Origin of the sequence: Amphritea opalescens, assembly GCF_003957515.1 — a bacterium.
GTDB classification, from domain to species: Bacteria; Pseudomonadota; Gammaproteobacteria; order Pseudomonadales; family Balneatricaceae; genus Amphritea; species Amphritea opalescens.
In genome coordinates, this window is sequence record NZ_RQXW01000020.1 from 61,009 (window position 1) to 75,146 (window position 14,138).

The window sequence follows — 14,138 nt, forward strand, 5'->3', positions numbered from 1 at the left end:
GTTAACGGTGTCATTGTTATTACAAGGTGAGTGAATGAGTCAGAGCATGATTGAGCAGCCGAATGTTATCTATTTAAAGGACTATGAGGTGCCTGCGTTTTTGGTGGAGCAGACCGAGCTACGCTTTGAACTTGAAGAGGATCAAGCTCTTGTTCGTTCTCAGGTACGCTATGCGCGGAATCCAGAAAGCAGTAACCGGCAACACCCATTGCTGTTGGATGGTCATGAATCATTAGAGTTGCAGCGCCTGAGTATCGATGGCGAGGTCTTGAGCGAGAAAGACTACCGCCGTGTCGGTGAGCAATTGAGCATTCCAAACCTGCCTGATCATTTCACCCTTGAATGTATTACCCGCATCGAACCGCAAAATAATACCGCGCTAGAAGGCCTCTATAAATCCGATGGTATGTTTTGTACTCAGTGCGAAGCCGAAGGTTTTCGCCGGATTACTTTTTATCAAGACCGTCCCGATGTCATGGCGTTGTTTGAAACCATCGTGGTGGCAGATAAGCAGCGTTATCCGGTGTTGTTGTCCAACGGTAATATGGTTGATGCGGGGGATGAGGATGATGGTCGTCATTGGGTTAAATGGCAGGATCCGTTCCCTAAGCCGGCGTATCTTTTTGCATTAGTGGCCGGTGATCTTGAGTGTATTGATGATCGGTTTACCACCGCTTCTGGACGGCATGTGTCGTTAAAGATTTTCGCTGAAACGAAAGATCTGGATAAGCTCGATTACGCTATGACATCGCTGAAACAATCGATGAAGTGGGACGAAGAGGTCTATGGTCGTGAATACGATCTGGATATCTTTATGATCGTAGCGGTCGACTTCTTCAACATGGGGGCGATGGAGAATAAAGGGTTAAATATCTTTAATACCTCCTGCGTGTTGGCGCATCCTGAAACCACCGTCGATGCCGGTTTTCAACGGGTTGAGGCGGTCGTAGCCCATGAATACTTCCATAACTGGTCAGGCAACCGTGTCACCTGTCGTGATTGGTTTCAGCTGAGTCTAAAAGAAGGGTTTACCGTTTTTCGTGATTCCCAGTTCTCGGCCGATATGAATTCACCGACAGTGAAACGTATTGAAGACGTAGCCCTGCTGCGGACGGCACAATTTGCTGAAGATGCAGGCCCGATGGCGCATCCGGTTCGTCCTGCTTCCTTTATTGAAATTTCCAACTTCTATACCCTGACGATTTATGAGAAAGGGTGTGAAGTGGTTAGGATGCTGCATACCCTGCTGGGAGCAGAGACCTTCCGTAAAGGCTCCGATCTTTATTTTGATCGCCATGATGGTCAGGCAGTGACCACCGATGATTTCGTCCAGGCAATGGCTGATGTGTCAGGGCGTGACCTGAGTCGCTTCAAGCTTTGGTACAGCCAATCAGGCACCCCTCAGGTTTCCGTGACCGGTGAATATGACGCCGAGCATCAGCGCTATACATTGCATATGCGTCAGAGCTGTCCAGCCACGGCTGATATGGCAACCAAACAACCCTTTTTGATACCTGTCGCGGTCGGACTACTGGACGCTCAGGGTGATGATATTCCCCTGACGGGTGGTCAGACGACCGAGGTCTTGGAATGTGTTGCAGCCGAGCAAAGTTTTGTCTTTGATAATATTACGGTAGAACCCACTCCCTCGTTGTTACGTGATTTTTCCGCACCGGTAAAGCTGAGGTTCCCCTACAGCCGAGAGCAACTGGTCTTTTTGATGCAGCATGACAGCGATGGTTTCAATCGTTGGGATGCGGCGCAGCAGCTCGCCGTGGGGATCATGAGTGAGTTGGTTGTGGATTATCAGCAAGGGCGCACGCTGGTACTGGATTCTGCACTGATAGAAGCCTATCGGCAGATTCTGAATGATGCGAGTCTCGATAAGGCGATGGTGGCTAAGGTGTTGACGCTACCTTCTGAGGCATACCTCAGTGAGTTGGCCGAGGTGATTGATGTTGATGCGATCCATCAGGTGCACCGCTTTGTTAAAGACGCTATCGCAACGGCTTTAGCGCCTCTGTTCTTGCAGGTTTATCAGGCGAATACTTCGGCTGAAGAGTATAGCCCTGATGCGACATCGGTGGCTCGGCGCAGTCTGAAAAATCTGGCGCTGTCCTATCTGATGACAACGGAGCAGCCGGAGTATCTTGCGTTAGCGCTGCAGCAGTTTAAGCAAGCGGATAACATGACCGATAGCCAGGCGGCGCTGACATTGATTGCTCATTCCGGCTTTGAGGCTGAGGCCGCTGAGGTATTGGCGAGTTTTTACCAGCGTTGGCAGTCTGAGTCCTTGGTGGTTAATCAGTGGTTAGCGGTTCAGGCGAGTGATCCAAAACCAGACGCATTAGCGCGGGTTGAGGCTTTGCAGCAGCATGAAGCCTATGATGCATCCAACCCGAACAAGATACGTTCGCTGGTCTCGGTTTTTTGTGCCCAAAATATGCAAAACTTCCATAATTCTGACGGCAGTGGCTACCGTTTTCTGGCAGATCAGATTATTGTATTAAATAAGCAGAATCCGCAAATCGCATCCCGCTTGCTAACGCCATTAACTCGGTGGAAGAAATACTCGGCGGAACAAGGCGCGTTGATGAAAGCGGAATTACAGCGGATCAACAATAGTGGCGATCTGTCCCGTGATGTTTTTGAAGTATTAAGTAAAAGTCTGGCTGTGTGAGGCCTGTAGAAATAAGGGTAATAAAATGGATAGAACAATCCCGGAACAGGATAAATTTGAGTTACAACAAAACTATCGTCGGTATCTGAAATATCAGGATCAGTACGATGATGCGTTTAATGCGCTAAAGCAGTCCAAGGCGAGTCGAGTCTGGATTGCCGGTGTGGTGACGCTGCTCTTTGGCCTAGGGTCTGAATTCTTTTTTGGCGTGGCGGCAGGGCTCTTTGGCCTGTATTTCTATCGAATCGGCTCAGCTTGGTATCAAAGCTTTCAAATCGATGAAGGTCGAGATGAGGTGTTGCGCTGGTTTTTATCCAAAGGTTTAACCTTTGAAGGCCGTATTCTCTATTTTCGTGATGATGCGGTACTGGCGCAGCCGATTGATCCTTTCGCCGATGAAACCTACGCCTAAGACGTCAAGCGCATGCCTGTTAAGCGTGAGTATCGAGGGATTAGCCGGCGGGCCAGAAGCCTGCTGGCAAAGCCTGAAGGTATTGATGTCGATTTTAAGCGAGAAACGAGCGGCATAAAAAGCCGAGATCTTGTTTCGTTTGCTAACTCCTCCCAAGGTGGCGCAATCTTGGTGGGGGTTGATGAATATACCCGTAGCGATGGCTTGCAGCGAGGGCGTATCGTCGGTTGTAATGTCGATGATGGCGCCCGATTAAGCCTGATTAACAAGGCCACCGATTGCTACCCCATCGTTGATATTGAGTTAGTGGTTGAAAATATCAGCAGCAAACCTTTCTTTCGTCTTGAAGTCGCGCCGGGTAATAAACGTCCCTATTGTACCCAGCGAGGCGAATACTCCATTCGTGCCGATGCCCGTTCCCGGGCACTTTATCCTGAAGAGCTATTAGCGATGTTTATGGACCGTGAAGGGACGCTGTTTCTCAATCGTTTTCGTGAAGCGGTGGCGCAGCTTGAGCAGCGGATGGGCCAGATGGATCACGCGTTTGGTTCGGGTATGGAGCATTTGGTGGCGCACTTAGACGAATTAGATAGTCAGGTGCGTCGTACGCTTACACGGGTTGACCAGATGACCGATAGCGCGAAAAAGCGTTCCCGCAATATGCTGCAGGCCCTTCGGGATTCACAAGAGAGTCTGACTCGGCTGGAATCGTTATTGCTGGCGCAAAGTGACAAACCCACCGGTAGACTGGAACTTATGCGTGATATTCGTACCCGGCTAGATCAATTGACCGATAATTTTAATTCGAATGGTGAACCGCATGATTGAACATATTCGTCGGGCGGATCATTGGATCTTTGATCTAGATGGCACCCTAACCCAACCGGTGCATGATTTTGAACATATTCGCGCAGAACTGGGGCTGCCTTCCGGTTGTGATATTTTAGCGACCATTGCTAGCCGTCCCGTTGCTGAACAAGCTGTGCTGAATCAGCAGCTTGATCAGTGGGAATATTTTTATGCGGATATGGTAAAGCCGGCGGAGGGTGTTAATGAGCTGCTCGCTTGGCTTGTTGAACGAGGCTGCCGTTTAGGGATTCTCACCCGCAACAAACGTGAAGTCGCGTTACGCTGCTTGGAGGTGATTGGCGCAGGCGCCTTTTTTCAGCCGTCATCGGTATTAGGGCGAGATGAAGCCTTGGCCAAACCTGACCCTCAGGGCATTCATCTTTTGCTGGATCAATGGCGAGCCTGTGCAGATCAGGCGGTGATGGTCGGTGATTTTCGTTTCGATCTCGAAGTGGGGCGTGCCGCTGGCGTCGCCACCATTCATGTGGATCAACGTGCGGGCCGAGGTTGGCCGGCGTTGACCGATCTCAAGGTGGATACCTTAGTCGAACTACATCAGCGGTTGATCACCGTACAGGCTTCTGTTTGATATCCGTCAAGCGCCTAGCATAAAACCTGCGGTATAGTGGTTTGTGTTTTATAGGAGGTGGTTATGACGGTATTGAACGATTTACATCAAGATCATGTCAACCTGAACAAGTTGCTCGCGGTGTTGGATAATAAGCTGGAAGCGCTGAAGCAGGGAGAGATGCCAAACTTTGTGTTACTGGGCGATGCGGTGGATTATATCTCCAGTTATGCGGATGCTTATCATCACCCACTCGAAGATCAAATGTATGAAGCCTTTAAAGCTTCTGGTTGTCGAGAGTTGGATGAAGCGATCACACGCTGTGTCGATGAGCATAAACAGCTAAAACAAAGTAGCCATGAGATCATTGAGGCGGTGGATTCCATCTTAAACGATGCGGTTATCCCAATGGATCAATTTACCGCGAAGCTTGAACGGTTTGTTGAAGAACAGATAGAGCACCTGAACCTCGAGGAGGGGACGCTGTTTCCGTTGTTGGAAGAGGTTGGTACCGATGCGCAGTGGCAGATGCTGGCGTCTGAACTGCCGACAATGGATGATCCGCTATTTGGTGAGCAGCAGAAACAGCGCTATATCGATCTCTACACAGAATTACTCAGAGATATGCGTTAATCATTGATGGATACGGGGCTGAGGCTAGTATCCCTAGTATCGAAGGCGCTAAAAAGTTCCGGTTTCATGTTAGGCAGGGCTCGGTATTCAACCCGGTTCCTGCCTTTTTCTTTTGCCTGATAAACCGCTTCATCGGCAGCTTTTAAGAGTGCATGTGCCTGGGCGTTAAGATCATCGAAGGTGAAGCTAGCGGATGTGCAGTGGGTCACTCCGATAGATGCACTAATTCTAAAAGGTGTGTTATCGCTATTATGGATCACCATATGCGCAATTTTATTGCGCAGCTGATCACTAATCTGCATCGCTTTATGGCTATCGCAGTTGGGTAGCAAAATAGCAAACTCTTCGCCGCCATAGCGGGCAACAAAGTCGGTTTTGCGGAGGTTCTGCCTTAACAGCAGGCCTATCGCGCGGAGTACTTTGTCACCTATCTGATGCCCAAAGTTATCGTTAACCAGTTTGAAATAATCTAGATCGATAAATAAACAGCTTAACGGCCTGTCATGGCGACTCGCTCTCGATAGCTCTTTGATGATCTCTTGGTCAAAGGCGCGTCGGTTGTACACCTTGGTCAGCATATCGATAATACTGAGTCGTTTCATGTTTTGCTGGTTGATGCAGTTTTCAATACAGACGGCGATCACTGACGCAAGATGATTAATATAGTCATAGTCAAAATGGTCACTATAGCGGTCGGGATCGTTACTGCCGAGGTGTAGGCTGCCGATTAAACAGTTGTGACGTATCAGAGGTAGTAGGGCGCTGCTCAATATATAGGGTGTACGAGGGAAAGCGATGCTTTTGAGTGGTGGGCTCAATTCCCCCACTCTGAGTGTCTGTGTCGGGAAGAGGCTTTTGAGTAGTTGTTGGTTGTCGACAAATCGAAGGCTGTGTTCAGGTTGTGGTGGTGTGTAACTCTCGAGTAGGTCGCGAGCCGCGTTTTCTGGGTCAAGCAACATCAAGTTGACGGCGCTGAGCTGAAAATGATCCTTAAACTCTACCAAGATTAGGTCTAGAAGTTCGGCTAAATTACTGCAGCTGAATAGGCGGATCTCCATATCGAAGAAGGATCGCAGCAGCTGTTCATTCTGCTCTACTTTCGTTGTCAGCAACCGAAGCGACCTTTTTAGATCGGTGTTCTCTTGTTTGAGCGATTCCATAAAACGCCTGTTTTACGCCTGAAGTCAAAACGTTATCGGCAATCATGGGAAACAATAAAGGAAAAATATCGCGAAAGTGGAATAAATATCGGTATGACGATTGATAACGGCGGAAAAGCGTCTATTTTGGTGGGTGAAGTAGGTATGAAAAAACCACTGACCGTATTGGACAGTGGTTTTTTCGTTTAGCCTACTTTCGCCATTTTTCTACGACGACTTGGGTGAGTCTTCATAAAGTGTGTGAGTACATGACGCAGAACCCTTTCATGGTCTTTATCGCCTTTGCGTTGCGCTTTGGCAATATCATCTAGGATGATTTTTTTTACTTTGCTTTCGCCTTTATGACAGCATAGGTAGTGTCCCATGGCCATGGCGATGATTGGGTCGGTGTGTTCATGCTCCGCTATTGCCTCAACTTCATCCTCTGTGAGATCACTAAGATGGAGGCATTCCTCATAGGTTAACATTGTGTAACCCCCTTATTGTTTTATGCTGCTGATTCGTTTGAAAGAGCAAAGGCTCATACGTTGTAAAATATGTACTGCCGCCTGATATTTAGTTTAGCAATAGATTAGGATTTGACGAATTCAAACGGTAGTTTATTTGGCAAATGGAGGCGTAAAGACTGTTTAATTGATCTGCCTCATGATTATCAGTGGTGAGTGACTTCATGAAGCAGAATCATGGGTGCTTTCCCGTTGCTAGGGCAGCAGAACGGAAGAGGGCGTTTGAGGCCTTATCTACGGGACTTTTATCGACGTGACTAATGAGCGACCTTATTCTTTTTTGAACGGCAGTCGCTGACGAAGCTGCGCCATCTCTTGGCGAATCATCTCTTCCTCTTCCTCGGTAAAGCGTTGCACGGCTTGTTGAAATTCAGGATGCGCTAACCAGTGGGCAGACCAGGTTTCGATGGGCTCGAAACCGCGTTGAATTTTATGCTCCCCCTGGGCGCCGGGATCGAAGCGTTGTAGCTGTTGGCTGATGCAGTGTTCAATGCCTTGGTAATAACAAGTTTCGAAATGCAGGCTGTCATATTCGGCGAGCGCGCCCCAATAGCGTCCATACAGGGTGTCTTCATCTTGAAAAAAGAGCGCGCCGGCAACGGCTTCGGTATCGCTGTGCTGTTTATCATAGGCAAAGCAGATGTGTAACTGATCTCTCAGCGTATCGCGTAACTGTCGGAAAAAAGATTCATTAAGATAACCGTTACGCCCCCGTTTAAGGTAGGTGATTTGGTAAAATTGGTAAAACTGATGGAGCTGGGCATCGGTCAACTGGGCACCGCTGATAAAGCGGTGTTGGATATCCTGTTCGATGATTTTATGCCGCTCTTTACGTAAGTTTTTACGCTTTCGTGAGCTGAAGGTCTCCAAGAAATCGTCAAAAGTCTGATAGTCACGGTTGAACCAGTGGTACTGGGTGCCTAGGCGATAGTTGAGTAACGAGTGTTGATCTTTATTCAGTAGGGTGTCAGCGAGAAAGAGGCCATGCCAGCCGGAAGCGTTGTGTTGCGCTGCAAGCTGTATCACGGCGGATAGCACTTGCTGGGTAAGCGCCTGCTGTGCTGTTTCGCTCAAATCAGCCTGCAGCATGAGTCGAGGGCCATAGCAGGGGGTGAAGGGGATCGCAGTCACAAGTTTAGGGTAGTATTCAAGTCCGTTGCGTTGATAAGCATCTGCCCAGCTCCAATCAAAGACATATTCGCCAAAGGAGTGGTTTTTGATATAGAGGGGCATCGCCGCAATGACTTGCTCGCCCTCGGTGACCAGCAGGTGGCAGGGCTGCCAACCGGTTTTAGGGGCGACACTGCCTGATTGCTCTAAGGCATGGAGATACTCATAGCGTAGGAAGGGGTAATCGGTATAACAGAGGGTATTCCAGCGATCAGCGCCAATCTGTTCGATGGCGCTATAAAAATTGAATTGTGGCATATTGTCCTATACTGTTCAGATCCATATTTATTATCTAACTACCCGATAATAAAGCATTAAATTTAAGTAACTGTTGGCAATGACGGAATATGTGTCGCACTGATTAAAGGGTGCTTTACGCATATAGTATGTTCGTAGGCGCCTTTAAGCTAGGAGAATAAGGATGGATGAGTTGGCGTTAGAATTTGAACTGGACGCTCGCCTAGACAATGATTGCATCATCTTAGGGGATTTTCCGTTATCACGCTTATTATTGATGAATGATGCCCAGTATCCTTGGTTTATTTTGGTTCCTCGGCGTGCAGGGATGAGTGAAATCTATCATTTGTCACTGGCCGACCAAACTCAGTTGTTACATGAGTCTTCATTTTTATCGGAAACTATTCATGATGTCTTTGCGGCCGACAAAATTAACATCGGCGCGATAGGTAATATGGTTAATCAGCTGCATATACATCATGTAGTCCGTTATAAAAATGATGCGGCCTGGCCTGCGCCTGTATGGGGTGCACATCCGGCTAAACCTTATGCGACTGAGCAGGTACAGGAGATTCATCGGAAGTTACAGTTGATGATGCCGCCGGAGGTTAATTTTGTTGCTCAGGATCTGATCGGCTGATTTCTCCTTGAAAAGCACTAAATCGGCCTGTCAGCCGTTAATAATTCAGGTATAATTTGCCCTTTTCTGGGCAAGGTAACGGAGAATTAGTTTTTAGTTGGCGTTTAAGTTAACAGGCTGATGCATATCCGATTGCTTTGCGGTGTGTCTCTCTTTAGTAGGAAAAATGGTAAACGATGCCGATCTTTGATTTTGAATGCCGTCATTGTGGTCATGAATTTGAAAAGCTGGTGCTCAAGTCTGATGCGCCCGCCCCAGAGTGCGCTGTCTGCGAGTCTGCAGATGTGGTAAAAAAAGTATCCGCGTCAGGGTTCAGGCTATCCGGTAGCGGCTGGTATGAAACTGATTTTAAAACCGGAAAGAAAAAGAATCTGGCGGGTAGCCAGAGCGAATCCGGTAACTGATTTTTAATTGTCTGAATAAACACTGATTCAGCTTGCTAAGTAACAGGAACATCTAACTATGCGCAGTCATTATTGCGGCGATCTCAGAAAAGAGCATATCGGCGAAGACATTACTCTGACGGGGTGGATTCACCGTCGTCGTGACCACGGTGGAGTTATTTTTCTGGATCTTCGCGACCGTGAAGGTCTCACCCAGGTGGTCTTTGACCCTGATCGTGAAGAGAGCTTCGCGCTGGCCGATAGCTGCCGGAATGAATATGTCGTTGAAGTTAAGGGAACCGTCCGTGGCCGTCCTGAAGGAACGATCAATTCGGATATGCCAACCGGCGAAATCGAAGTACTGGGTAAAGAGCTGGTTATTCTGAATAAGTCAGATACACCGCCTTTCCAGTTGGATGAGCATCAACAGGTGGGTGAAGAAGTTCGCCTGCGTCATCGTTATATCGATCTGCGCCGTCCTGAGATGCAAGAAAAAATGCGTTTCCGTTCGAAAGTCACTATGGCGATTCGTAACTATCTCGATGAGCATGGTTTTCTTGATATCGAAACCCCGATTCTGAACCGCGCGACGCCTGAAGGGGCGCGTGATTATCTGGTACCGAGTCGAGTTCACGAAGGGCATTTCTTTGCGCTGCCGCAATCTCCTCAGCTGTTCAAGCAGCTATTGATGGTCGCCGGTTTTGATCGTTATTATCAGGTGGCTAAATGCTTCCGTGATGAAGATCTACGAGCGGATCGTCAGCCAGAGTTCACTCAGATCGATATTGAAGCTTCTTTCCTTAATGAAGAAGAGATCATGTCAATCACTGAGACCATGATCCGCAAGCTGTTCCTTGAGTTGAAAGGGGTTGATCTAGGCGATTTCCCACGGATGCCTTATTCCGAAGCGATGCAGCGTTACGGCTCTGATAAGCCTGATCTGCGCTACCCGATGGAATTGGTCGACGTCGCTGATCTGATGGCTGAGATCGAATTTAAAGTCTTTGCCGGACCTGCAAAAGACCCTCAGGGTCGTGTTGCAGCGCTGAAAGTGCCAGGCGGAGCTAAATTAACCCGTAAAATTATCGACGAATATACCAAGTTTGTTAGCATCTATGGTGCAAAAGGCTTGGCGTGGATTAAGGTTAACGAGCTGGAAAAAGGCGTTGAAGGCCTGCAATCACCAATCGTTAAGTTCCTCGGTGCCGATGTTGCTATGGCGATCATGGAACGTCTTGGTGCTGAGAACGGTGATATCGTCTTCTTCGGTGCGGATAAAGAGAAGATCGTTTCTGAAGCGTTGGGCGCATTGCGTATCAAAGCGGGTGAAGATCTAGAGATGGCACAGAGTGAGTGGGCGCCGTTATGGGTGGTCGACTTCCCAATGTTTGAAGAAACGGATAACGGTGGCTTGACCGCACTGCATCACCCGTTCACCGCACCAAGCTGTAGTGCTGAAGAGCTGAAAGCGAATCCGCTGACCGCTCTGTCCCGTGCTTACGATATGGTCCTTAACGGTTGTGAGCTAGGTGGTGGTTCGATCCGTATTCACGACCAAGAGATGCAAGCATCTGTGTTAGAACTCTTGGGTATTTCAGAAGAGGAAGCCGATGATAAATTTGGCTTCCTGCTGAAAGCGTTGAAGTTCGGTGCGCCACCGCATGGTGGTTTAGCATTTGGTCTGGATCGTTTGATTATGCTGATGACAGGCACCGACTCTATCCGTGAAGTGATTGCCTTCCCTAAAACGCAGAGCTCTGCTTGTATGATGACGCAGGCGCCAGGTGTAGTCAGTGCTGCGCAACTGCGAGAGCTGAATATCAAATTACGCAAAACGCCTTAAAGTATTTCGCGTTTAATGATAAAGCCGTGCTCTGCACGGCTTTTTTTATGTCCGTATCTAGGGTATTGTTATCTGTATAAATAAACAGTGCTTTGAGTTGATAATACAGTTATGTTGATTTTGGGAATAGACCCGGGTTCGCGGATTACCGGTTACGGTATTATCAATACGGTTGGCGCTAAGAATGAATATGTTGCCAGTGGCTGTATTCGCCTCAAAGGCGATGAGTTGGCGGTACGTCTAGCGCAAATCTATGCCGGAGTCACTCAGCTTATCGAGCAGTTTTGTCCTCAAGAGATGGCGATAGAGCAGGTGTTTATGGCCCGCAACCCCGATTCCGCGCTCAAGTTGGGTCAGGCCCGAGGCGTGGCGATTGTCGCTGGGGCCAATCAAGGCTTAGAAGTGGCGGAATATGCGGCCCGTAAAGTTAAGCAGGCGGTGGTAGGTAACGGCTCTGCTGAGAAGTCTCAAGTACAACATATGGTGAAGTCGATTCTTAAACTGCCGGGTTTGCCGCAAGCCGATGCCGCCGATGCATTAGCGATTGCGCTCTGTCATGCGCATACCCGAAGTAGCCTGATTATGATGGCGGGTGCGAAAAGTAGCCGAGGCGGTCGTTTGCGATGAGTGTGATGTTTAACGGGTTGTTAACCACTAAATAATTAAGCCCCGTCAGTAGGGCAAACAAGAGAGAATTCAACGTGATAGGACGACTGAAAGGTGAGCTGCTAGAAAAGTATCCGCCGCAACTGGTCATTGATGTAAACGGTGTCGGCTATGAGGTCGATGCCTCCATGAATACCTTTTACCAATTGCCCGAGGTCGGGCGGCAGGTAACCCTCTTCACCCATATGGTGGTGCGGGAAGACGCTCAGCTATTATATGGTTTTTATGAGCGTACCGAGCGTTCTCTATTTAGAACGCTGATTAAGGTGAATGGCGTTGGCCCTAAACTAGCGTTGACGATTCTTTCGGGTATCAGCGTGAATGAATTTGTTTTGTCGGTACAGCATCAGGATACGGCGGCCTTAGTACGTTTACCCGGAGTGGGTAAGAAAACCGCTGAGCGTTTGATTGTAGAGATGCAGGATAAACTCAAGGATTTCGTGTTTAACGATGTTGATGAGTTTGCCCTTACTGATGGTTTGGGTGCCCCGCCGGTGCAAGCGGATAATCGTGCCGAGGCAGAAAGTGCGTTGGTTGCGCTGGGTTATAAGCCGGTACAGGCCACTAAATCGATCGCTCAGGCTGAAAAAGCGATGCCGGGTGCCAGCAGTGAAGAGCTTATTCGTGCTGCTTTAAAGAGTATGGTGCAAGGGTAATCACTGAATGTTAGTTATAGGGTATCAATCATGATCGAAGCGGATCGCTTTATAACGCCTGCGGTGACAGCACCGCAAGAAGAGGTTCAAGATCGGGCGATCCGTCCGAAAGTGCTGCAGGACTACGTCGGCCAGCCCGTCGTTAAAGAGCAGATGGAGATCTTTATCGGGGCGGCGCGAAAGCGTCAAGAAGCGCTAGACCATACGTTGATTTTTGGCCCGCCAGGGTTGGGTAAAACAACATTGGCGAATATCATTGCCAACGAAATGGAATGTAATATCAAGTCTACTTCGGGGCCGGTGCTCGAAAAGGCCGGTGATTTAGCGGCCATGCTGACAAATCTCGAGCCGGGTGATGTGTTATTTATTGATGAGATCCATCGCTTGAGCGCTTCCGTCGAGGAGGTGCTTTACCCAGCAATGGAAGATTATCAGCTGGATATTATGATCGGTGAGGGCCCTGCGGCGCGTTCGATTAAGTTAGAGTTGCCGCCTTTTACTTTGGTCGGTGCGACCACAAGGGCAGGGTTGTTGACCTCTCCACTGCGTGATCGCTTTGGTATTGTTCAGCGTCTCGAGTTTTATAATATTGATGATCTAACCTCGATAGTTGAGCGATCAGCGAATCTATCGGGTAGTGGTGTTGACCATGAAGGGGCTATCGAGATCGCCCGTCGGGCGAGGGGGACGCCGCGAATTGCCAACCGTCTATTACGTCGGGCAAGAGATTATGCCGAGGTTAAGGGCGATGGTCGTATTACATTGGCGATGGCCGATCTTGCCTTGAATATGTTAAATGTCGACGAGCATGGCTTTGATCATATGGATAGGCGCTTATTATTGGCGATGATCGAAAAATTTGGCGGTGGTCCTGTCGGGGTTGATAGTTTAGCAGCGGCGATTAGTGAAGAGCGGGATACGATTGAAGATGTGCTTGAGCCGTACCTGATTCAACAGGGGTTTATGATGCGAACGCCGCGGGGGCGAGTGGTAACCGACAACGCGTATCGTCATTTTGGACTCGAATTGCCTGACACGGATCAATAGAACAATGATCAGCCGAGGATAAGTGATTCATATCAACGCAGAGTTGCGCTTAAGGGATTACTTTTAGCCTATGAACATAAACATCTTGTTTAGGGCATTAAGGTATGAACACTATGAAACGCTGTTGCACCAACGAGTTGCAACTAAAACACCTAAAACGTGAGTTACAGGTTTTATTGCAGCAGCTTCAGTCTGATCTTGACGCAGAGCGGGTTGAGCAGCGGCAAGAGATGAGTCAGTTAAATCGCACTGAAGTATTGGATCGTGGTGAAGCATCTTCTGTGGTAGGTCTTCAGCAGACGAGTCTGTCGCGTATAAAGCAGTTGGAAGAGGAGATTAACGAATGTCAGAATGCGCTTGAGCGTATCGAGGCGGGTCGTTATGGCTACTGTGAACAGTGCGGCGAAGAGATCGAATTAAATCGCTTGATGGCCAACCCAACGGCGGTTTTGTGCGTAAGGTGCCAGTCTAAAGATGAGCTGCAGCGCAACGGACGGTCAATCAAATTGTAATTGTTGTGATTTTTATTTAGCCGCCTACTTTGGCGGCTTTTTTATGGGCGCGCGAATTCAACACCGAAGTGCGACACAACTATGCAACCTGAAGCAGCTCCCGAAAGACGGCTTCTGGCTGCCTAAATCCAAGGCACTTTCTTGGTCTTAAATTCAATCTTTTCTCTGCTCGTCGC

15 protein-coding genes are annotated in these 14,138 nt (G+C 48.5%); 12 read left to right on the forward strand and 3 right to left on the reverse strand.

The genetic code is table 11. The annotated features are described in order from the left end of the window. The first annotated feature begins 34 nt into the window (after nucleotides 1-34). The 5 genes from pepN to EH243_RS16765 all read left to right on the forward strand — a co-directional run bounded on the left by pepN (nucleotide 35) and on the right by EH243_RS16765 (nucleotide 5,142). Nucleotides 35-2,680 carry an aminopeptidase N gene (gene pepN / locus EH243_RS16745; RefSeq protein WP_126159801.1) on the forward strand — a complete coding sequence of 882 codons (2,646 nt, stop codon included), beginning with the start codon at nucleotides 35-37 and terminating at the stop codon, nucleotides 2,678-2,680. A 25-nt stretch (nucleotides 2,681-2,705) separates the two neighbouring features. After that, nucleotides 2,706-3,092, forward strand: a complete 387-nt coding sequence (locus tag EH243_RS16750; RefSeq protein ID WP_126159802.1) for a hypothetical protein — start codon at nucleotides 2,706-2,708, stop codon at nucleotides 3,090-3,092. A 12-nt stretch (nucleotides 3,093-3,104) separates the two neighbouring features. Further along, entirely contained in the window at nucleotides 3,105-3,920 is an 816-nt protein-coding gene (locus EH243_RS16755) for an AlbA family DNA-binding domain-containing protein (protein WP_126159803.1), read from the forward strand. Then, complete coding sequence (locus EH243_RS16760; protein WP_126159804.1) at nucleotides 3,913-4,530, forward strand: HAD family hydrolase; 618 nt, start codon at nucleotides 3,913-3,915, stop codon at nucleotides 4,528-4,530. Before EH243_RS16755 ends, EH243_RS16760 begins: the two co-directional genes overlap by 8 nt. Nucleotides 4,531-4,593: 63 nt before the next feature. Continuing rightward, a complete protein-coding gene (locus EH243_RS16765; protein WP_126159805.1) occupies nucleotides 4,594-5,142 on the forward strand; it encodes a hemerythrin domain-containing protein in 549 nt (182 codons plus the stop codon). On the opposite strand, the gene EH243_RS16770 is transcribed toward EH243_RS16765, so the two are convergent. The 3 genes from EH243_RS16770 to EH243_RS16780 form a co-directional block, all read right to left on the reverse strand. Beyond that, a complete protein-coding gene (locus tag EH243_RS16770; protein WP_126159806.1) occupies nucleotides 5,139-6,302 on the reverse strand; it encodes a sensor domain-containing diguanylate cyclase in 1,164 nt (387 codons plus the stop codon). The two genes, EH243_RS16765 and EH243_RS16770, sit on opposite strands and share 4 nt — an antisense overlap. 185 nt (nucleotides 6,303-6,487) lie before the next feature. Beyond that, the gene (locus EH243_RS16775; RefSeq protein ID WP_126159807.1) at nucleotides 6,488-6,769 is read right to left on the reverse strand and encodes a hypothetical protein; all 282 of its coding nucleotides are present in this window, start codon (nucleotides 6,767-6,769) and stop codon (nucleotides 6,488-6,490) included. A gap of 309 nt (nucleotides 6,770-7,078) precedes the next feature. Continuing rightward, complete coding sequence (locus EH243_RS16780; protein WP_126159808.1) at nucleotides 7,079-8,236, reverse strand: GNAT family N-acetyltransferase; 1,158 nt, start codon at nucleotides 8,234-8,236, stop codon at nucleotides 7,079-7,081. 163 nt (nucleotides 8,237-8,399) lie between these two features. Here EH243_RS16780 and EH243_RS16785 point away from each other — a divergent pair, with 163 nt between their 5' ends. The 7 genes from EH243_RS16785 (at nucleotide 8,400) to EH243_RS16815 (ending at nucleotide 13,962) form a co-directional block, all read left to right on the forward strand. Then, nucleotides 8,400-8,855, forward strand: a complete 456-nt coding sequence (locus EH243_RS16785; RefSeq protein WP_126159809.1) for an HIT domain-containing protein — start codon at nucleotides 8,400-8,402, stop codon at nucleotides 8,853-8,855. A 176-nt stretch (nucleotides 8,856-9,031) separates the two neighbouring features. Beyond that, a complete protein-coding gene (locus EH243_RS16790) occupies nucleotides 9,032-9,259 on the forward strand; it encodes an FmdB family zinc ribbon protein (protein ID WP_126159810.1) in 228 nt (75 codons plus the stop codon). A 58-nt stretch (nucleotides 9,260-9,317) separates the two neighbouring features. After that, complete coding sequence (gene aspS / locus EH243_RS16795) at nucleotides 9,318-11,081, forward strand: aspartate--tRNA ligase (protein WP_126159811.1); 1,764 nt, start codon at nucleotides 9,318-9,320, stop codon at nucleotides 11,079-11,081. A 111-nt stretch (nucleotides 11,082-11,192) separates the two neighbouring features. Continuing rightward, a complete protein-coding gene (gene ruvC, locus EH243_RS16800) occupies nucleotides 11,193-11,708 on the forward strand; it encodes a crossover junction endodeoxyribonuclease RuvC (RefSeq protein ID WP_126159812.1) in 516 nt (171 codons plus the stop codon). Nucleotides 11,709-11,782: 74 nt separating this feature from the next. Beyond that, entirely contained in the window at nucleotides 11,783-12,403 is a 621-nt protein-coding gene (gene ruvA, locus EH243_RS16805; protein ID WP_126159813.1) for a Holliday junction branch migration protein RuvA, read from the forward strand. A 30-nt stretch (nucleotides 12,404-12,433) separates the two neighbouring features. After that, entirely contained in the window at nucleotides 12,434-13,450 is a 1,017-nt protein-coding gene (gene ruvB, locus EH243_RS16810; protein ID WP_126159814.1) for a Holliday junction branch migration DNA helicase RuvB, read from the forward strand. A gap of 104 nt (nucleotides 13,451-13,554) precedes the next feature. Then, on the forward strand, nucleotides 13,555-13,962 hold the full coding sequence (locus EH243_RS16815; RefSeq protein WP_126159815.1) for a TraR/DksA family transcriptional regulator: 408 nt from the start codon (nucleotides 13,555-13,557) through the stop codon (nucleotides 13,960-13,962). Nucleotides 13,963-14,138: the final 176 nt, after the last annotated feature.